The following is a 19,462-nucleotide window of genomic DNA, read 5'->3' as shown; positions in this document are numbered from 1 at the left end:
CCCATTCGGGCTGCGGCGTTTTTCTTTTCGTTACCAGTCAATCCCCTGTTGTGCCTTGATACCCGCGTCAAACGCGTGCTTCACCGGCCGCATCTCGGTCACCGTATCCGCCAGCTCCAACAAATCACGATGGCAGCCACGCCCGGTGATGATCACCGTCTGGTGCGCAGGACGTTGTCGTAGCGCTTCCAGTAGCTCATCCAGTTCAAGGTAGCCGTAGCTGACCATATAGGTCAGTTCGTCCAGCAGCACCAGATCCAGGCTGCTGTCTGCCAGCATGCGCTTGCCGTGTTGCCATACGGCCTGACAGGCGGCGGTATCGCTGGCCTTATCCTGTGTTTCCCAGGTAAAGCCGGTTGCCATCACCTGAAACTCGACGCCGTGCTGTTGCAGCAGATTTTTCTCACCGTTCGGCCATTCACCCTTGATGAACTGAATGACGCCAACTTTCATCCCGTGGCCAACGGCCCGGGTCACGGTGCCAAACGCCGCAGTGGTTTTACCTTTACCGTTGCCGGTGAATACCAGCAGCAGCCCCCGCGCTTCCTGAGCAGCAGCAATGCGCGCATCCACCTGCTCTTTAAGGCGTTGTTGACGTTGTTGGTGGCGATCATCAGCCATGATAAAGCCCCTTTTATTCGGCCGCGCCGGGTTTACGGTTAGGTTGAGCGTCGAAACTCATACCGGTTTTACGGCGGCTGTCATCCCCCATCAAATAGAGGTAAAGCGGCATGATGTCCGCCGGGGTTTTCAGCTTGCTTTTGTCTTCGTCAGGAAACGCAGATGCGCGCATTTGGGTGCGAGTTCCGCCCGGATTGATGCAATTTACCCGCAGATTGCGATTTTTGTATTCATCGGCCAGCACCTGCATCATGCCTTCGGTGGCGAATTTTGACACGGCGTAGGCGCCCCAGTTGGCACGCCCGGTGCGGCCAACGCTGGAACTGGTAAACACCAGCGATCCGGCGGGGGATTTCAACAGCAGAGGCAGCAGCGCCTGGGTGAGCATAAAGGTCGCATTGACGTTCACTTGCATCACCTCGTTCCACATCGTCATTGACAGCTCGGCCATCGGGGCGATGTCACCCAGCAGGCCGGCATTGTGCAACACGCCGTCGAGACGCGGGACGCGGGTTGCCAGCTCATTCGCCACCTGTTGGCACTGCTCTTGCGTAGTATGCAGCAGGTCCAGCGTGATGGTGTAAGTGGGGGCGTCACTGAGTTTGGCGATTTCGGCCTGTACCGCCTTTAGTTTGCTTTCGGTGCGGCCCAACAGCACTAATTGTGCGCCAAATTTGGCATAGGTGAGTGCGGCTTCGCGGCCGATGCCGTCACCGGCGCCGGTGACCAGAATAATACGTTGTTGCAACAGATCCTGCTTGGGTTGGTAATGCACAATAATTCCTCGCGCCTTGGTGGCTGGTCTCCCGCTTGCATCGGGGAGGGGGTGGATTGAGGGGCCATGACAGGAGCAAAGGCTCGACCGCATGCAGGCCCCGCAGCGAATTTGGATCATCATCTTGATGAATAATCCGTGTTATATGCCTTAAATGGATCGTATTTTCAATGATTAGGCGGCAGAAACGGCATTCTTTTGTAACAAAAATGGCAGGGGGCTGGCTTGGTTAAGCCAAAATCCGCCCACATAGTAAAGAGGCCGCACAAGGAATTTTTATTTAGTCGCGACAGCCACCGCTTCGGTTGGCTAGAATGAATGAGATAGTACTAACAACCTGTTAATAAAGGCGGAATCTGTGGAGTTTATATCTGTTTACGGCCTGTTTCTGGCCAAAGTCGCGACGGTTGTGATTGCCATCGCCGCGCTGGCGTTGCTGGCGGTCAGCCTTGGGCAACGCAAAGCCCGACACAAAGGGGAACTGCAGCTTACCGACCTCGGAGAACAATACCGGGACATGCAGCGCGATATGCGTTTGGCGCGGATGGGCGAGGCGGAACAAAAGGCCTGGAGCAAGCAGTTTAAAAAGCAGACCAAAGCCGACGATAAACTGAAGAAGCAACGTGCCAAAGCCGGGGCGGTGGAAGCCACCAAACCTTGTCTTTACGTGCTGGATTTCAAAGGCAGCATGGATGCCCATGAAGTGACTTCACTGCGCGAGGAAGTTTCCGCGGTGCTGGCCGTGGCGACGCCGCAAGATGAAGTTCTGCTGCGGTTGGAAAGCCCGGGCGGGGTGGTTCATGGCTACGGGCTGGCTTCATCGCAGTTGGCCCGTTTGCGTGCCGGCGGCATTCGCCTGACGGTCGCGGTAGACAAAGTCGCCGCCAGCGGCGGTTACATGATGGCCTGCGTGGCGGATCGCATTGTGGCCGCGCCCTTTGCCATCATTGGTTCGATCGGCGTCGTGGCGCAAATCCCGAACTTCCACCGCTTGCTGAAAAAGAATGATATTGATGTGGAGTTGCACACCGCCGGCGAGTTCAAACGCACATTGACGCTGTTTGGTGAAAACACCGAGCAGGGGCGTGAGAAGTTCCGTGAAGATCTGAACGAAACCCACGAACTGTTTAAAGAGTTTGTGCATCAGCAGCGCCCATCGCTGGATATCGACAGCGTGGCGACCGGTGAACACTGGTTCGGGACCCAGGCGAAAGAAAAAGGGTTGGTTGATGCAATTGGCACCAGTGACGATCTGCTGATTGCTGAAATGGAAAATCACGAGGTGGTGGGGGTGCGCTATGCACGTCGTAAACGCCTGATGGACCGTTTTACCGGCAGCGCGGCCGAAAGTGTCGATCGTCTGCTGTTACGTTGGTGGCAGCGCGGGGAAAAACCGCTGCTTTAAGCGTAGCGATTAAATAGCAGGGGGGCTTAGCCCCCCTTTTTTATGCTTAATCGACCAAATGGTATTTCTCAGAAAACACGTGAGCCAGGTGTTTAAACATATTAAATACTGCGGTCGTTTTTGCCGTTGGCAATCCATCCGGATCTAAAAAGAATTCTCCGCGAAAAACTAAAACGCTGCCTTTTTGTTCAACTTCGGTGGCAACCATGCCATGCAGATAATCATCGTGCTGGCGAATCAGGTTATTTGCTTCTTGCAGTAAGGTTTCACGATCAATGGGTAAGGTATTAGCGCGCATTTATTACACTCCAAACATAAATTCTGCTCATATTCTAACGTCAGTTCGCATTTATCCGCAAACAGACTAAGGTTTATTTGCCGTCTGGATGGCTAGCGGTATCTGCCGATTGGCGAAATCTGCCTTTCCGTGCTAATTAGGTTGCGTGACGCTTTTTATCAGGTACAGTGTGGGATTTTGCGGCGTCGGGTGGAAGGTTTTGTTTACGCCATAAATGAGTCTCACACAGCCATACTTCTGGGGCATGGGTGAATAGCAGGCAGGATCAACAACTTGCGTTCAGGTTGAGCAGTTAAGCAGCCAACAGAAAAAAACATGTTGATCTCTTGCCAGACTGCCGCAATATAAAAAAGAGATATGAATCGCTGCGGCACGGCGAGATAAAAGACTTCTTTTTAGAAGAAATAAAATTAGGTAAAGGTAAATATGGGTAAAGCTCTCGTAATAGTTGAGTCCCCGGCAAAAGCCAAAACTATTAATAAATACTTAGGTAATGACTACGTGGTGAAGTCCAGCGTCGGTCATATCCGTGATTTGCCGACCAGTGGCTCAGCCAGCAAAAAGAGCGCTGACTCAACCGAAAACAAAGCCAAGAAGAAAGTTAAAAAAGATGAGAAGACGGCGCTGGTAAATCGGATGGGCGTCGATCCTTACCATGGCTGGGAAGCGCAATATGAAATTCTGCCGGGTAAAGAAAAAGTTGTCGCCGAGTTAAAGTCGTTAGCGGAAAACGCTGACCACATTTATCTCGCAACCGACCTTGACCGCGAAGGGGAAGCCATTGCCTGGCACCTGCGGGAAGTGATTGGGGGTGACGACAAACGCTTTAGCCGCGTGGTGTTTAACGAAATTACCAAGAACGCGATCCAAAATGCGTTCAAACAGCCGGGTGAGCTGAATATTGATCGTGTTAACGCACAGCAGGCGCGTCGTTTTATGGACCGCGTTGTGGGTTACATGGTTTCGCCACTGCTGTGGAAGAAAATTGCCCGTGGCCTGTCGGCTGGGCGTGTGCAATCCGTTGCGGTACGGCTGGTGGTAGAGCGTGAACGCGATATCAAAGCCTTCGTGCCGGAAGAATATTGGGAATTGCACGCCGATTTGTTAGCGAAGGGCGATACCGCGCTGCAAATGGAAGTTACGCATGCCCACGACAAACCTTTCAAGCCGGTTAACCGCGAGCAGACTCACGCCGCGCTTAAACTGCTGGAAAAAGCCCGCTATACGGTACTGGATCGCGAAGACAAACCGACCAGCAGCAAACCGGGTGCGCCTTACATTACTTCCACGTTGCAGCAGGCAGCCAGTACCCGTCTGAGCTTTGGCGTGAAGAAAACTATGATGATGGCCCAGCGTCTGTATGAAGCCGGTCACATTACCTATATGCGTACCGACTCCACCAACCTGAGCCAGGATGCGCTCAACATGGTGCGTGGTTACATCGGCGAAAACTTCGGTGATAAGTACCTGCCGAAAGCGCCGAACCAGTACAGCAGCAAAGAAAACTCGCAGGAAGCGCATGAAGCTATCCGACCTTCGGATGTGAACGTGTTGGCCGAACAGTTGAAAGACATGGAAGCGGATGCGCAGAAACTGTATCAGCTGATTTGGCGCCAGTTCGTCGCCTGCCAGATGACGCCGGCGCAGTACGACTCCACCACGCTGTCGGTTAAAGCCGCTGATTACCTGTTGCGCGCCAAAGGCCGTACGCTGCGTTTCGATGGCTGGACCAAAGTGATGCCTGCGCTGCGCAAGGGCGATGAAGACCGCACCTTGCCGTATGTAGAAGTGGGCAGCGAGCTGGAACTGCAAAAGCTGATCCCAAGCCAGCACTTTACCAAACCACCTGCACGTTACAGTGAAGCCTCGTTGGTAAAAGAGCTGGAAAAACGCGGTATCGGCCGCCCATCTACCTACGCTTCGATTATCTCAACCATTCAGGATCGTGGCTATGTGCGGGTCGAAAGCCGCCGTTTCTACGCCGAAAAAATGGGCGAGATCGTTACTGACCGTCTGGAAGAAAACTTCCGCGAGCTGATGAACTATGACTTCACCGCCCGCATGGAAGATGGTCTGGACCAGGTAGCGAACAACCACGCCGAGTGGAAAGCGGTGCTGGATGAATTCTTTGCCGAATTCAGCGAACAGCTGGAAACGGCGGAAAAAGATCCTGAAGAAGGCGGTATGCGCCCGAATCAGATGGTGATGACCAGCATTGACTGCCCGACCTGCGGTCGCAAGATGGGCATTCGTACCGCCAGCACCGGCGTGTTCCTGGGCTGTTCCGGCTATGCGCTGACGCCGAAAGAACGCTGCAAAACCACCATTAACCTGGTGCCGGAAACGGAAGTGCTGAACGTTCTCGAAGGGGATGATGCGGAAACCAACGCATTGCGTGCCCGCCGTCGTTGCCAGAAATGCGGCACGGCGATGGACAGCTACCTGATCGATAACCAGCGCAAGCTGCACGTGTGCGGTAATAACCCGGCGTGTGACGGCTACGAGATCGAAGAGGGCGAATTCCGCCTGAAAGGCTATGACGGCCCGGTGGTGGAGTGCGATAAATGTGGTTCCGAAATGCACCTGAAAATGGGGCGCTTCGGCAAGTACATGGGATGCACCAACGAGAACTGCAAAAACACCCGCAAGATCCTGCGTAACGGTGATGTTGCACCACCGAAGGAAGATCCGGTTCCATTGCCGGAACTGCCGTGCGAAAAGTCGGATGCTTACTTTGTTCTGCGTGACGGCGCAGCCGGGGTGTTCCTGGCGGCCAATACCTTCCCTAAATCGCGCGAAACCCGTGCGCCATTGGTGGAAGAACTGGCTCGCTTCAAGGATCGCCTGCCTGAAAAACTGCGTTATCTGGCAGATGCGCCGGTAACGGATGCGGAAGGCAACAAAACCATGGTGCGTTTCAGCCGTAAAACCAAACAGCAGTATGTCTCTTCGGAGAAAGACGGCAAAGCCACCGGATGGTCCGCTTTCTACATCGATGGCAAGTGGGTTGAAGGCAAAAAGTAAATTTACAGCCTGAATGCAACATGAAAAAACCAGCCCCCGTGGCTGGTTTTTTATTGGCTAAAGCCGGTGAACAGATCTATTCTTTGCTGTTTTTTCCATCCTGGCGCTGGGGTTTCGCGTTGATCGCAATGCAAAATAATCGTTACCATAGTGTGACGCGGATCTATACTTGAAGCTGTAGCGTGATATAGTGGTTATATAAAAAGTTTTTTTATGATTAAAGCTTATTAGCAACGGCGGTTTCTTCAGCATCTGAGTGAAACACTGTGTTCATGGCTTATTCGTTTTCAGCATACCGGGGCGACACCGATATACCTGGCTGCGGCTCAACGCAGTGTTTAACCTAGGATGGTATAAGATATGAAATTGCAGCAGCTTCGTTACATCGTGGAAGTGGTTAACCACAACCTGAATGTCTCCTCGACGGCAGAAGGGCTTTACACCTCACAGCCCGGCATCAGTAAGCAGGTACGGATGCTGGAAGATGAGCTGGGTATCCAGATTTTCGCCCGCAGTGGCAAGCACCTGACTCAGGTAACGCCAGCAGGATTGGAAATCATCCGTATTGCGCGTGAAGTTTTGTCCAAAGTGGATGCGATCAAAGCCGTCGCCGGCGAGCATACCTACCCGGACAAAGGCTCGTTGTACGTAGCGACCACCCACACCCAGGCGCGCTACGCGCTGCCCAACGTCATTAAAGGCTTTATTGAGCGCTATCCGCGAGTCTCTCTGCACATGCATCAGGGATCGCCGACGCAAATTGCGGAAGCCGTCTCTAAAGGCACGGCAGATTTCGCCATTGCCACTGAAGCGCTGCACCTCTACGACGATTTAATCATGCTGCCGTGCTACCACTGGAACCGCGCGGTAGTGGTGAAACCCGATCATCCTTTAGCCGGTAAAAGCCACATTACCATTGAAGAACTGGCGGCTTACCCGATCGTGACCTATACCTTCGGCTTCACCGGCCGCTCTGAGTTGGATACGGCATTCAACCGTGCCGGACTGACACCGCGCATCGTATTTACGGCTACCGATGCCGACGTGATTAAAACATACGTGCGTCTGGGCCTTGGGGTGGGTGTGATCGCCAGCATGGCGGTGGACCCGATACAAGACCCGGATCTGGTGACGGTGGATGCTCGTGATATCTTCACCTACAGCACCACCAAAATCGGCTTCCGTCGCAGCACCTTCCTGCGCAGCTATATGTACGATTTTATCCAGCGTTTTGCGCCACACCTGACGCGTGACGTGGTCGACAACGCGGTTGCACTGCGTTCCAACGAAGAGATCGAAGCGATGTTCAAGGACATCAAGCTGCCGGAAAAATAAGCCGGTAATCTAACGACTAGCAAAAAGATTTATGCAGCAGGAGAGGCACGTTCTCTCCTGCTTTCCTCTCTTACTGACTTTCTCCATTCAGGCTTTAGCGCTCAGTTAACCGCCTTTTGCCAGTTTACGCTGTACTGAAAGCAGGGTGCGCCGTCGGATCCACCCGCTGGCAGGACGGATCATCGCCCAATAGCCGGCAAGCCGCGCTTTAACCTGCGATGTCGGGCACCAGATAAAGGTTTCGGTACGCAGCATAGCGAGCCCGGAAGCCTCCGGGATAACCTTAAAACGCAGCACCAGTTTTGCGGCTTTCGGGTCGTTAAATTGGTGAAAATCCTCTGCAGTTGCCAGTTTATTGACGCCCAACATAGGCCGCCAAAAACGCCCGGCCAGCCCCAGCGAGACTTCATGGCTGTCCTGATGGAGCAGGGTAAAGGTATCGAAGCCAAAGGCCGCTGGCGGCGTGGTGAGCTCGGTTTTGAAGAGCCGTTGGCGCACCGTACCCGGCAGTTGGCGTAGCATCAGCAGCCTGCGGATGATCGGGTCTTCCGCCATATCCAGTGATAACACCGCTTGAATAATGGCTTCGGGTGCAGCGTCGATAGGTTCTGACTGGTGTTTTTCATAAAAACTGAACGCGGGAAGATAAGCCGAAGCATCTTGCCAGCCTCGACACTCTTGTTCACTGACGAATCCCAAAAATGCCACTGCGTCTCCTTAAGCTTAAATTATGCCTCCACCACCGTCGAAAAGTGTAGACCTGGACGCGGGAGTATTGCCGTTGGATCTCGGCCGGCAAACAGTTTGCATTTTATGCCATGTCCCGACGAGATTTAAACCTGCTGAATATTAAGCCTTTTCCAGTGTTGGTACGAGCGCCATATTGAGGTGGAAATGCCTGGCATGAGATTTCCCTGATATGGCCGTCGTTCAATGTGATCCATAATCCCCCTCTGTTTGTTTGGATACAGGGATGTTGGTGTGAACGATAAGGACATTAGACGTAAAGCTTGGCAAGCCGTGTTCATGATCAGTGGTTTGTTCTGGCTGTTGGTGGGTTCATTGGTCTGCTGGTTGATCTAAGCCCCTGGCCTAAATAAATCCCAACCCGTAGAAACCTTCATTTTTTGACCTTTTCCTGACTGGCCGTGTTTGCCAAGACGGGAGGGTAATCCCTTCCTTTGGCCTTGCCTGTGCCACATATCCGACCAGTTTAGCGTCGTTTCCGTGCTAATCCGCTGCCCGAACAAGTACTTACCTCCGTTGATTGTTCTTGCCTATCGTTATGATCAAAACGTGTTGTTATCAAAACGTTACGTCATCTTTGTGTTATCTTTAAATAAGACCTCAGTGATTACCCTGTTTTAGACATAATAAGAAATGGAGGAGCTATGTCGTCCGATCTTCGTGAAACGAGTATGGATAAGCTGGTGGCGCTCAATACTGAGTATGGCTATTTCAGCCTGCCATTGGCGGCAAAACAGTTGGGCAACATCGACCGACTGCCAAAATCAATGAAAGTACTGTTGGAAAACTTGCTGCGCCATGTGGATGGCGACACCGTGCAGGTTGACGATCTGAAAGCTATTGTTGGCTGGTTGCAAACGGGCCATGCCGATCGTGAGATTGCCTACCGTCCGGCCCGCGTGCTGATGCAGGATTTTACCGGAGTGCCTGCGGTCGTGGATTTGGCTGCGATGCGTGAAGCGGTGCAGCGGTTAGGCGGGAACGTTGACCAGGTCAACCCGCTGTCACCGGTCGATTTGGTGATTGACCACTCGGTCACCGTTGATGAGTTCGGCGATGACGACGCTTTTGAAGAAAACGTGCGCATTGAAATGGAGCGCAACCACGAGCGTTACACCTTCCTGCGTTGGGGGCAAAAAGCCTTTAACCGCTTCCGCGTTGTGCCGCCGGGCACCGGTATCTGCCACCAGGTCAACCTGGAGTATCTCGGCCAAACCGTATGGCACACGGACGAGAGCGGGCAGCGTATCGCTTACCCGGATACCCTGGTCGGTACCGATTCTCACACCACCATGATCAACGGTCTGGGCATTCTGGGCTGGGGTGTGGGCGGTATTGAAGCCGAAGCGGCGATGTTGGGTCAACCGGTGTCTATGCTGATCCCTGACGTGGTGGGCTTTAAACTGACCGGTAAGCTGAGCGAAGGCATTACCGCCACCGATCTGGTGTTGACCGTGACCCAAATGCTGCGAAAACACGGCGTGGTGGGGAAATTTGTCGAGTTTTACGGTGACGGCCTGGCAGACCTGCCGTTGGCCGACCGGGCAACCATTGCCAACATGTCGCCAGAGTTTGGCGCGACCTGCGGCTTCTTCCCGGTGGACGAAGTGACGCTGGGTTACATGAAACTCAGTGGCCGTAGCGACGAGCAAATCGCACTGGTAGAAGCCTATGCCAAAGCGCAAGGCATGTGGCGTAACCCGGGCGATGAACCGGTGTTTACCAGCACGTTGGCGTTGGATATGTCGACGGTGGTCGCCAGCCTGGCAGGGCCGAAGCGCCCTCAGGATCGCGTGGCGCTGCCGGACGTGCCTAAGGCGTTCAACGCCGCGACCGAACTCGAGATCGGCAATCAGCATCGCAAGTCCGAATTCAAAACCTTCACTTTGAACCAACAGCAGCATGAGCTGCATAACGGCGCGGTGGTTATCGCGGCCATTACTTCTTGCACCAACACCTCGAACCCCAGCGTAATGATGGCAGCCGGCCTGTTGGCGAAGAACGCGGTTAACAAAGGTTTGCGAACCAAGCCTTGGGTGAAAACCTCGTTGGCACCGGGGTCCAAAGTGGTGACTGACTATTTTGACAGCGCCAAACTGACCTCCTACCTGGAGGAACTCGGTTTTAATCTGGTCGGTTACGGCTGTACCACCTGTATCGGTAACTCCGGGCCATTGCCTGATCCGATCGAGCAGGCGATTAAAGAGGGTGATTTGACCGTAGGGGCGGTGCTATCCGGCAACCGTAACTTTGAAGGCCGTATCCATCCACTGGTTAAAACCAACTGGTTGGCTTCACCGCCGCTGGTGGTCGCTTATGCGCTGGCTGGCAGCATGAAGATTGATCTGACCAAAGAGCCTCTGGGCGAAGGTCACGACGGGCAGCCGGTCTATCTGAAGGATATCTGGCCGAGCAGCAAAGATATTGCCCAGGCGGTGGAAGAAGTTCGCACTGAGATGTTCCATAAGGAATACGGCGCGGTATTTGACGGTGACGCCAACTGGCAGTCGATTCAGGTTGCCGGCTCGGCCACCTACCAATGGCAGGGCGATTCTACCTATATTCGGCATCCGCCATTCTTCAGCACCATGAAGGTGAAGCCGGATCCGGTGCAGGATATCAAGGATGCGCGCATTCTGGCGATCCTGGCCGACTCGGTGACCACCGACCATATCTCTCCAGCGGGGAATATCAAGCGTGACAGCCCGGCGGGACGTTATCTGAGCGATCATGGCGTTGCGGCGCAGGATTTTAACTCCTACGGCTCTCGCCGTGGTAACCATGAAGTGATGATGCGTGGCACCTTTGCCAATATTCGTATCCGTAACGAAATGGTGCCGGGTGTCGAAGGGGGCTACACGCGCCATATTCCGTCGCAGAATCAGTTGTCGATCTATGACGCCGCCATGCAGTATCAACAAGAAGGCGTGCCGTTGGCGGTGATTGCCGGTAAAGAATACGGTTCAGGCTCCAGCCGTGACTGGGCGGCGAAGGGGCCACGGTTGCTGGGTGTTCGGGTGGTTATTGCCGAATCCTTTGAACGTATTCACCGTTCTAACCTGATTGGGATGGGCATTCTGCCGCTGGAATTCCCGGCAGGCGTGACGCGCAAAACGCTGGGGCTGAGCGGTGACGAGCAGATCAGCGTCAGCGGGCTGCAAACGCTGCAGCCGGGGCAGACGGTGCCGGTACATATCACCTATGCCGACGGGCGCAAGGAAGTGGTGAATACCCGTTGTCGTATCGATACTGGCAACGAGCTCACTTACTATGAAAACGACGGTATCCTGCACTATGTGATCAGGAAAATGCTGTAATAAAAAAGGGCGCCTTATTCGGCGCCCTGATTTTTTCCCGCAGGGAAATTACTTCTGGTCCAGCAAATGGCCCATTTTGGCTGCCTTGGTGGCCAGGTAACGTTCGTTCTTCGGATTGCGGCCAACGATCAGCGGCACGCGCTCGGTGATGTTGATGCCGGCTTCCGTCAGGATCTCAACCTTTTTCGGGTTGTTGGTCAGCAAGCGTACCGCATCCACGCCCAACAGCTTGAACATGTCGGCGCACAGGGTGAAGTCGCGCTCATCGGCGGCAAAGCCCAACTGATGATTGGCCTCTACCGTATCAGCGCCTTTGTCCTGCAATGCATAAGCGCGGATTTTATTCAGCAAACCGATATTGCGACCTTCCTGACGATGGTAGAGCAGGATACCGCGACCTTCTTCTGCGATATGCTCCAGCGCAGCTTCCAACTGAAAACCGCAGTCGCAGCGCAGGCTGAATAATGCATCACCGGTCAGACACTCAGAATGTACGCGTGAGAGTACCGGCGTCGCGCCAGAAATATCACCGAACACCAGCGCCAAATGGTCGTGTCCGGTAGCCAGTTCTTCGAATCCTACCATCAGGAAATCGCCCCAAGGTGTTGGCAATTTGGCCTCTGCCACCCGTTTAAGCTGCATGTTGCTCTCCACAAATACATCCGATTCAATCATGGTTGCGCATCCTACTTCCGGTACGGTGAACTGACCAGTATTAAAATGCGCAACGACGATCGGCATTTCGTTAATTATCGGCTATTTTGCCATAACTTCTTGCCCTGCGGTGCTCAGCAAACCAGCATCCGGTGTTTTCAGCCAACTATTATTGCGATAGGTTTTTTATCTGTTTAATTTTTAGAGTGTTATCGATATTACAAGATTGTTACACTGCAAATTGGCTTAAGCAAAGGACGATAGGAATGTTTGAGATAGCAAAACGCACGGCGGCAGGGGCAATAGTTCTGTTGCTGATGCCTTTGGCGGTGTGGCTTTCCGGCTGGCAATGGCAACCGGGGGGCGACGGACGCCTTCTGAAAGGCCTGTATTGGTTGACCGAAACGGTCACTTCGCCATGGGGCATTATCACCAACATCATTCTCTGCGCCTGGTTCCTGTGGTGCCTGCGCTTTCGCATCAAGCCGGCCATTGGCCTGCTGGTGCTGCTCAGCGCGTCGATAATGATTGGCCAGGGCGTGAAGTCCTTTATCAAGGACCGGGTACAAGAGCCACGGCCTTTCGTGCTGTGGCTGGAATCAGCCCATCAGATTGATGAAAAGTACTTCTACTCACTCAAGCGCAAAGAGCGGGGGACGTTGGTCAAAGAGCAACTGCAGGACCAGCCGCTGGTGCCCGTATGGTTGCGCGAACATTGGCAGTTTGAGACCGGTTTTGCGTTTCCTTCGGGCCATACCATGTTTGCCGCCAGTTGGGCGCTGCTGGGCGTGGGGTTGCTGTGGCCGCGTAGGCATTACAAGACCGTGGCGATACTGATGGTTTGGGCAGTAGGGGTGATGGGGAGCCGTTTGTTGCTGGGGATGCATTGGCCGCGTGATCTGGCGGTGGCGACCTTGATTAGCTGGTTGCTGGTCACCTTGGCCTGTTGGCTGGTGCAACGCTGGTTCGGGCCTTTGACACCGCCTCCGCAGGAGCAACAGGAAATTGCGGAAAGAACCCTGACCCATAAGCATTAGGTGACCTCGTCACTTTTAACGGCGTCGGGATGACGCCGTATTAACCGCTTACATAAGACCTTCATTGCAATTCGCACTAATGCCCCCATATCTTGATTAATCTATTATTTTGAGACGCTCTCTCATAAATTTGTCCGGGAGTGCCGTTTACTGTCGAATATGCCAGCATATATATGGTTTTATCGTGCCTCAGGGTTTCCCTGCTACGACGGGAAATGCTAACTTATTAGTTAGGGACGCCACGTATTGGCATAGTTCATCCGATTAACTCGGCATCGCGGGAAAGAATGTGAAATATTTGCTGATTTTTTTGTTAGTTCTGGTGATCTTCGTGATTTCTGTCACGTTGGGCGCGCATAACGATCAGGTGGTGAGTTTTAACTATCTGGTTGCGCAGGGCGACTATCGCGTATCGACCCTGTTGGCGGCGTTATTTGGCGCCGGTTTTGTTCTCGGTTGGGTCATTTGCGGCCTGTTTTATCTGCGTACCCGTATTGCGCTGGGGCGTGCCGAACGCAAAATCAAAAGGCTGGAACTGCAGCTTGAACAACCTGCTGAGCCGGCAGCTCAGTCCGTTGTCAGCAAGGAATAATCTTCTATGTTAGAGCTGCTGTTTCTGTTGCTGCCCGTGGCTGCCGCGTACGGATGGTACATGGGGCGCAGAAGTGCTCAACAGGATAAACAACAGGAAGCCAACCGTCTGTCGCGCGAGTACGTGGCCGGGGTTAACTTCCTGCTCTCCAACCAGCAGGATAAAGCGGTCGATCTGTTCCTTGATATGTTGAAAGAGGACAGCAACACCGTTGAAGCCCACCTAACGCTGGGTAACCTGTTCCGCTCGCGTGGTGAAGTCGACCGCGCTATCCGCATCCATCAGGCGCTGATGGAAAGCGCTTCCCTGACCTTCGAACAACGTTTGCTGGCCGTGCAACAGCTGGGTCGAGACTACATGGCCGCCGGCATGTACGATCGTGCCGAAGACATGTTTGGCCAACTGGTTGGCGAAGAAGATTTCCGTCTTTCTGCGCTACAGCAGCTGTTGGCGATCCATCAGGCCACCAGCGACTGGCTGAAAGCCATCGACGTGGCGGAAAAACTGGTCAAATTAGGCAAAGACAAACAGCGCGTCGAGATCGCACATTTCTATTGCGAACTGGCCTTGCAGGCGATGGGCAGCGACGATCTCGATAAGGCGATGGGATTGCTGAAACGCGCGGCTTCCGCCGACAATCAGTGTGCCCGGGTGTCGATCATGGTGGGGCGTATTTATATGGCCCAGGGGGAGTACGCCAAGGCGGTTGAGTCGCTACAGCGCGTACTGAATCAGGATAAAGAACTGGTCAGCGAAACCCTGCCGATGCTGCAAGAGTGTTACCAGCATCTGGAACAGCAGCAGGGTTGGGCGGACTTTCTCAAGCGCTGCGTGGAAGAGAATACCGGCGCTACTGCGGAACTGATGCTGGCGGAAATAATTGAGCAGCATGAAGGGCGTGACGTGGTGCAGGTGTATATCAACCGCCAGCTACAGCGCCACCCGACCATGCGAGTATTTTACCGCCTGATGGATTACCACCTGGCGGACGCAGAGGACGGCCGTGCGAAGGAGAGCCTGTTATTGCTGCGCGATATGGTCGGTGAGCAAATTCGGACCAAGCCGCGTTATCGCTGTCATAAATGCGGTTTTACCGCTCACTCTCTGTATTGGCATTGCCCGTCATGCCGGGCCTGGTCATCGGTTAAGCCGATCCGCGGGCTGGATGGACAATAGCGACAATAAAAAACGGGGCCTAATCAGGCCCCGTTTTCTTATGATCACTAAACCGACTTATTTTTTCTTGCCGGCCTTCGCGCTACCTTTCAACAGCTGACGCAGCTTCTTCAACTCTTTCTGATTCAGCGGTTGCTCAACTTCTTCTTCAATCCCCTGATTATCGATTTCGCCATGATGCAACTCGGCTGCTTTTTTAGCCGGTTTTTCCGCTTTGGTCGGAAGATCGAAGCTGCTTTCTAGACGCTGGCAAACCTCGGCACTCAGAGAGAGTTGATTATCGGCAGCAATGGCACGAATTTTTTCTTTGAGTTCCAGAGGAATTTTAATGGTTAATGTAGATATCTCGCTCATTTTGAAGCCTTTCTGCGGGAGGATTGCCTTCAAGCTAAGCCACTATGGGGAGAGAGTCTAGTGTGTAATAAAAATTTAATATTTTTGTAACATTACGGTGCGGGAATAGCGAACGATCTGGCGGGGGAAATAAAGTAAAGCCCGGCGTGCCGGGCCCTATACCTAATAGCTTATTTGTAGATAACTGCGGTACCACTCAGCATGTTGTTACCACCGGCAGAAATGATGCGGTAGCTGCTGGCGCCTTGGGCGTCGGCTTTAGCGGCCAGTTTGGCTTCCAGGCCACTCAGGGTAGTGGCATGACCGGCGGAAACGACGCCTGAAGCGGTCAGGCTGCTGGCCTGTTGCTGATCCACCGGTTCAGCGGCGAAGGTAGCGAAAGAGGTCATGGCGATAACGGCTGCTGCTGCAAAATATTTGATGCTTTTCATGAGAGACTCCAGTCTGTTTGTTTAGGTTGGAAGGCGTATGCTTCCGATGTGTTGAATAATAAAGCATCCGCAGGGATTTAAAATCTGATAATGCTGAGTATGTTGTTCAAATTATTTGATTTATAATTTACGCATCTTTACGGCGGTTTACGCAGGCTGGGTTAAGGGCGGTCAGGGGTTATTGACGCTTGATGACGTACGAGGGGATAACATTACTTAAGCGCAGAGCGCGCTGCGGCTGGGATTTCTGTCGGCCGGCATGTAGAATGCGGCGGTCAGTTTGGCGGGTTATTACCTATTTATGTCCATTTTACAGAAGGTAGAAGAAATGAAGTCTGAAAACAACATCAATAACAATGACTTAAAATCATCTCCGATCATCGTTGCGCTGGATTACGCAGATATTGGCGCGGCACTGGCATTTGCCGATCGTATTGATCCGCAGGACTGCCGGTTAAAAGTGGGCAAGGAAATGTTCACCCTGTTTGGGCCGCAGCTGGTGCGCGATTTACACTCGCGTGGTTTCGACGTGTTCCTGGATTTGAAATTCCATGACATTCCCAACACCACCGCCCGTGCCGTTGCTGCTGCGGCCGAGTTGGGTGTATGGATGGTGAACGTGCATGCCAGCGGTGGTGCACGCATGATGACCGCAGCGAAAGAAGCATTGCAGCCCTATGGCGCTCAGGCCCCGTTGCTGATCGCCGTCACCGTGCTGACCAGCATGGAAGCAGAAGATCTGCGTGGCATCGGTATCGAGCTTTCTCCGGCCGAGCATGCAGAGCGCTTGGCACGTCTGACCCGCGATTGTGGGTTGGATGGCGTAGTTTGTTCAGCGCACGAAGCCGAGCGTCTCAAAGCTGCCTGTGGCCAACAATTCCAACTGGTGACGCCGGGTATCCGTCCTGAAGGCAGCGACGCCGGCGATCAGCGACGCATCATGACGCCGGTACAGGCGCAAGCGGCTGGCGTTGATTATATGGTGATTGGGCGCCCGATCACCCAATCCGCCGATCCGGCCGCTACGTTAAGTGCGATCCGCGCTTCTCTGGCTTAAGGAGACGACAATGAACAACGATAACAGCCGGCTGGTGTATTCCACCGATAGCGGGCGTATCAAGCAGGAAGACGTCAAACCGCCGCGTGAAAAGGGCGACGGTATCGTGCGTATTCAGCGCCAGACCAGCGGGCGCAAGGGAAAGGGCGTTTGCCTGATCACCGGCGTTGATCTGGATGATGCCGCATTGGACAAGCTGGCGGCAGAGCTCAAGAAAAAATGCGGCTGCGGCGGTTCGGTGAAAGAGGGCGTGATCGAGATCCAGGGCGATAAGCGGGATCTGCTTAAACAGCTGTTGGAAGCCAAAGGGATGAAGGTCAAGCTGGCGGGCGGCTAATCGAATCGCCTGAGCGAATGGCCATGCCGCGGTGCAATACTGCGGCATGGCTGGGATACTGCTGCCGGGCGTTAACCCGTTGATGGCAACCCGCCATCGATGAAAGGTAAAACAGACCTGAAATAATCTTTATTATGCGTAATACGTCAAAGCGATATCGCTTTTGCCAGCCTGTCGGCAGAGGTATCTGAATACTGGCCGAACAGGTTATTTACCTACCTGATGACCAATGATGCCCCCCACCGCAGCCCCGCCGAGCGTACCCAGTGCGCTACCATCGGTCAGCACCGCGCCGCCTACGGCCCCCGCACCGGCACCAATGGCGGTGTTACGGTCACGTTTGGACATGTTTGAACAAGCGCTGAGTGAAAACGCCAGAGTAAGCGCCAGAGCGGCGGTGGCAAAACGTTTATTGATAATCATCATAATGACTTCTCCTTAGCATTGGCTATCTGGGAGTGCCTATTAAGTATAGGCATGAACCCGAATTTCGGCCTGCTAGTGGCTCCCAGTAAGTATCGCTATAAAAAATGGCATTTTTTGTTAAAGGCAGAATAATTGAAACGCCAAGAGCGCTCCCTCCGCCAATATTCACTATAAGCTTCTGCTGAACGATAAACAGGTAAATAATCTTAAAGTCCATTGCGCGCTATTTAATCCCCAACGCGCAAATTGCCGTTTCCAGCAGAAGACTACGCGGTCTTTAGCGATTTACGCCATACCGTCCCCAAGCCTGCCTGCCGACAATATTCCCAACAGGGTTAACCGGGAAAGAAACATGCTTAACGATCTCAAGCAGCAGGTATTGGAGGCCAATCTGGCGCTGCCACGCCATCATCTGGTGACCTTCACCTGGGGCAATGTCAGCGCTGTCGATCGGCGTGAGGGATTGATGGTGATCAAACCCTCGGGGGTGGAATACGGGGTGATGACCCGTGACGATATGGTGGTGCTGGAACTGGAAAGCGGCAAGGTGGTGGAGGGGGACAAAAAGCCCTCTTCAGACAGCGATACCCACCGCGTGTTGTACCTGGCATTTGGCGATGCCGGGGGTATAGTGCACACCCATTCGCGGCATGCCACCATTTGGGCGCAGGCAGGGTTGGATATTCCGGCCTGGGGCACAACGCACGCCGACTATTTCTACGGCGACATTCCCTGTACCCGACGGATGCAGGATGAGGAAATTAATGGCCGCTATGAATGGGAGACCGGCAGAGTGATTGTCGAAACCTTTGGTCAGCGTCGGTTAAATCCGGCGGCGGTGCCGGGCGTGCTGGTGCATTCTCATGGCCCCTTTACCTGGGGGGAAAACGCAGAAACCGCGGTTCATAATGCGGTGGTACTGGAAGAAATTGCCTATATGGGGATTTTTTCGCGCCAGTTGTCGCCGGGCCTGGCGAATATGCAGCAAACCCTGCTGGACAAACATTACCTGCGCAAGCACGGTAAAAACGCCTACTACGGCCAGTGAGCATCAGGAGGTCCGCCTGTCGGCGGCTCTCCCGTTGTTTCGTCTGAAGGCTAGTCGTTCACCATATCCAACTGTATTCCCTGGCGCTTCAACAGGTGTTGATACTCCAACGACAGCCGCGAATCGGTGATTACCCGCTGAACCTTGCCCTGCTGGGCCAGCGGATTGGGCTGAATTTGACCGAATTTTGACGAGTCGGTCAGGACAATATTTTCTACGCCCTTCGCCAGCACGGCGTTGACCACGTCGGCGCGCATCATATCGCGGCCGGTGAAGCCAGTATCCGCATGATAGCCATCGATGCCAATAAACGCCTTGCTGAAATGCACTTGCTGAATGCATTGGCGGGTTAATGGCCCGACCACGGTCTCGCTCTTTTTCTGGTACATGCCGCCCAGCACGATCACTTCGCAATCCGTTTCTTTTAGCAGATGGGCGATATAGTGGCTGACGGTGATCAGCGTGATGCGTTTACGCTCGGCGATATAACGCGCCAGCAGCGCGTTGGCGCTGCCGCTTTCGATAAAAATGGTCTCATCGTCGTTAACCAGCGAGGCGGCATACTGCGCCAGCTTTTGCTTGAGGGTGAAGTTGGACATCATGCGCGCATCGACGTCGTCGCTTTCTAATGCCAGCGCGGAACCGTGCACCCGTTTCAGGTAGCTGCGTTTCTCCAGCAGGTTCAAATCCTGGCGGATCGTCACTTCTGAAACGCCGGTGGCCGCGGCCAAATCGCTGACGCTGATACGCCGGCGATCGTTTACCAATTGAAGTATTGTCTGTTGTCTTGAATTCATATCAACCTGATGTGCGGCCACCAATGTGCGG

20 protein-coding genes are annotated in these 19,462 nt (G+C 53.7%); 11 read left to right on the top strand and 9 right to left on the bottom strand.

Annotation, left to right across the window (positions count from 1 at the left end):
- Positions 1-30: 30 nt before the first annotated feature.
- Positions 31-621 (bottom strand): cob(I)yrinic acid a,c-diamide adenosyltransferase, encoded by a 591-nt coding sequence (cobO, locus tag M2407_RS07280; protein ID WP_259217440.1) that lies wholly within the window; start codon positions 619-621, stop codon positions 31-33.
- Between the two features lie 13 nt (positions 622-634).
- Entirely contained in the window at positions 635-1,396 is a 762-nt protein-coding gene (locus tag M2407_RS07275; protein WP_020827136.1) for a YciK family oxidoreductase, read from the bottom strand.
- A 358-nt stretch (positions 1,397-1,754) separates the two neighbouring features.
- On the opposite strand from M2407_RS07275, the gene sohB reads away from it, so the two are divergent.
- On the top strand, positions 1,755-2,801 hold the full coding sequence (gene sohB, locus M2407_RS07270) for a protease SohB (RefSeq protein WP_020827135.1): 1,047 nt from the start codon (positions 1,755-1,757) through the stop codon (positions 2,799-2,801).
- A gap of 46 nt (positions 2,802-2,847) precedes the next feature.
- Here sohB and M2407_RS07265 read toward each other — a convergent pair whose 3' ends face one another.
- Positions 2,848-3,099 (bottom strand): YciN family protein, encoded by a 252-nt coding sequence (locus M2407_RS07265; protein WP_128865179.1) that lies wholly within the window; start codon positions 3,097-3,099, stop codon positions 2,848-2,850.
- Between the two features lie 426 nt (positions 3,100-3,525).
- On the opposite strand from M2407_RS07265, the gene topA reads away from it, so the two are divergent.
- The gene (gene topA, locus M2407_RS07260) at positions 3,526-6,123 is read left to right on the top strand and encodes a type I DNA topoisomerase (protein ID WP_020827133.1); all 2,598 of its coding nucleotides are present in this window, start codon (positions 3,526-3,528) and stop codon (positions 6,121-6,123) included.
- A gap of 360 nt (positions 6,124-6,483) precedes the next feature.
- Positions 6,484-7,458: an HTH-type transcriptional regulator CysB gene (gene cysB / locus M2407_RS07255; RefSeq protein WP_020827132.1), complete on the top strand. Its 975-nt coding sequence runs from the start codon at positions 6,484-6,486 to the stop codon at positions 7,456-7,458.
- 105 nt (positions 7,459-7,563) lie between these two features.
- Here the strand turns inward: cysB and M2407_RS07250 are convergent, their stop codons facing one another.
- Entirely contained in the window at positions 7,564-8,166 is a 603-nt protein-coding gene (locus tag M2407_RS07250; protein WP_259217436.1) for a hypothetical protein, read from the bottom strand.
- Between the two features lie 273 nt (positions 8,167-8,439).
- Between M2407_RS07250 and M2407_RS07245 the strand changes: the two genes are divergently transcribed.
- Both M2407_RS07245 and acnA read left to right on the top strand, forming a co-directional pair.
- Positions 8,440-8,541: a YmiA family putative membrane protein gene (locus M2407_RS07245; protein ID WP_236591409.1), complete on the top strand. Its 102-nt coding sequence runs from the start codon at positions 8,440-8,442 to the stop codon at positions 8,539-8,541.
- Positions 8,542-8,849: 308 nt separating this feature from the next.
- A complete protein-coding gene (gene acnA / locus M2407_RS07240; protein WP_128865181.1) occupies positions 8,850-11,522 on the top strand; it encodes an aconitate hydratase AcnA in 2,673 nt (890 codons plus the stop codon).
- Between the two features lie 48 nt (positions 11,523-11,570).
- Here the strand turns inward: acnA and ribA are convergent, their stop codons facing one another.
- On the bottom strand, positions 11,571-12,164 hold the full coding sequence (gene ribA, locus M2407_RS07235; protein ID WP_041415420.1) for a GTP cyclohydrolase II: 594 nt from the start codon (positions 12,162-12,164) through the stop codon (positions 11,571-11,573).
- A 278-nt stretch (positions 12,165-12,442) separates the two neighbouring features.
- On the opposite strand from ribA, the gene pgpB reads away from it, so the two are divergent.
- From pgpB to lapB, 3 genes are all read left to right on the top strand, one after another.
- Complete coding sequence (gene pgpB / locus M2407_RS07230) at positions 12,443-13,213, top strand: phosphatidylglycerophosphatase B (RefSeq protein WP_259217431.1); 771 nt, start codon at positions 12,443-12,445, stop codon at positions 13,211-13,213.
- A 289-nt stretch (positions 13,214-13,502) separates the two neighbouring features.
- Positions 13,503-13,805, top strand: a complete 303-nt coding sequence (locus M2407_RS07225; protein WP_020827127.1) for a LapA family protein — start codon at positions 13,503-13,505, stop codon at positions 13,803-13,805.
- 6 nt (positions 13,806-13,811) lie between these two features.
- A complete protein-coding gene (gene lapB / locus M2407_RS07220) occupies positions 13,812-14,981 on the top strand; it encodes a lipopolysaccharide assembly protein LapB (protein ID WP_020827126.1) in 1,170 nt (389 codons plus the stop codon).
- 57 nt (positions 14,982-15,038) lie between these two features.
- On the opposite strand, the gene M2407_RS07215 is transcribed toward lapB, so the two are convergent.
- Both M2407_RS07215 and bhsA read right to left on the bottom strand, forming a co-directional pair.
- Positions 15,039-15,335, bottom strand: a complete 297-nt coding sequence (locus M2407_RS07215) for an Arc family DNA-binding protein (RefSeq protein WP_122079493.1) — start codon at positions 15,333-15,335, stop codon at positions 15,039-15,041.
- Positions 15,336-15,505: 170 nt separating this feature from the next.
- The gene (gene bhsA, locus M2407_RS07210; RefSeq protein WP_048758666.1) at positions 15,506-15,766 is read right to left on the bottom strand and encodes a multiple stress resistance protein BhsA; all 261 of its coding nucleotides are present in this window, start codon (positions 15,764-15,766) and stop codon (positions 15,506-15,508) included.
- A 328-nt stretch (positions 15,767-16,094) separates the two neighbouring features.
- Between bhsA and pyrF the strand changes: the two genes are divergently transcribed.
- Both pyrF and yciH read left to right on the top strand, forming a co-directional pair.
- Entirely contained in the window at positions 16,095-16,823 is a 729-nt protein-coding gene (pyrF, locus tag M2407_RS07205; protein WP_187961439.1) for an orotidine-5'-phosphate decarboxylase, read from the top strand.
- Positions 16,824-16,833: 10 nt separating this feature from the next.
- Entirely contained in the window at positions 16,834-17,160 is a 327-nt protein-coding gene (gene yciH, locus M2407_RS07200; RefSeq protein ID WP_020827122.1) for a stress response translation initiation inhibitor YciH, read from the top strand.
- Between the two features lie 207 nt (positions 17,161-17,367).
- Here yciH and osmB read toward each other — a convergent pair whose 3' ends face one another.
- The gene (gene osmB, locus M2407_RS07195; RefSeq protein ID WP_004945176.1) at positions 17,368-17,586 is read right to left on the bottom strand and encodes an osmotically-inducible lipoprotein OsmB; all 219 of its coding nucleotides are present in this window, start codon (positions 17,584-17,586) and stop codon (positions 17,368-17,370) included.
- A 352-nt stretch (positions 17,587-17,938) separates the two neighbouring features.
- On the opposite strand from osmB, the gene araD reads away from it, so the two are divergent.
- The gene (gene araD, locus M2407_RS07190) at positions 17,939-18,634 is read left to right on the top strand and encodes an L-ribulose-5-phosphate 4-epimerase (RefSeq protein ID WP_128865182.1); all 696 of its coding nucleotides are present in this window, start codon (positions 17,939-17,941) and stop codon (positions 18,632-18,634) included.
- A gap of 50 nt (positions 18,635-18,684) precedes the next feature.
- Here araD and M2407_RS07185 read toward each other — a convergent pair whose 3' ends face one another.
- On the bottom strand, positions 18,685-19,431 hold the full coding sequence (locus M2407_RS07185) for a DNA-binding transcriptional regulator YciT (RefSeq protein WP_115058708.1): 747 nt from the start codon (positions 19,429-19,431) through the stop codon (positions 18,685-18,687).
- Positions 19,432-19,462 lie beyond the last annotated feature (31 nt).

The sequence above is a fragment of the Serratia sp. BIGb0234 genome, from assembly GCF_024809915.1.
Classification (GTDB): Bacteria; Pseudomonadota; Gammaproteobacteria; order Enterobacterales; family Enterobacteriaceae; genus Serratia; species Serratia liquefaciens.
This window is presented reverse-complemented; position numbering and strand designations above follow the sequence as displayed.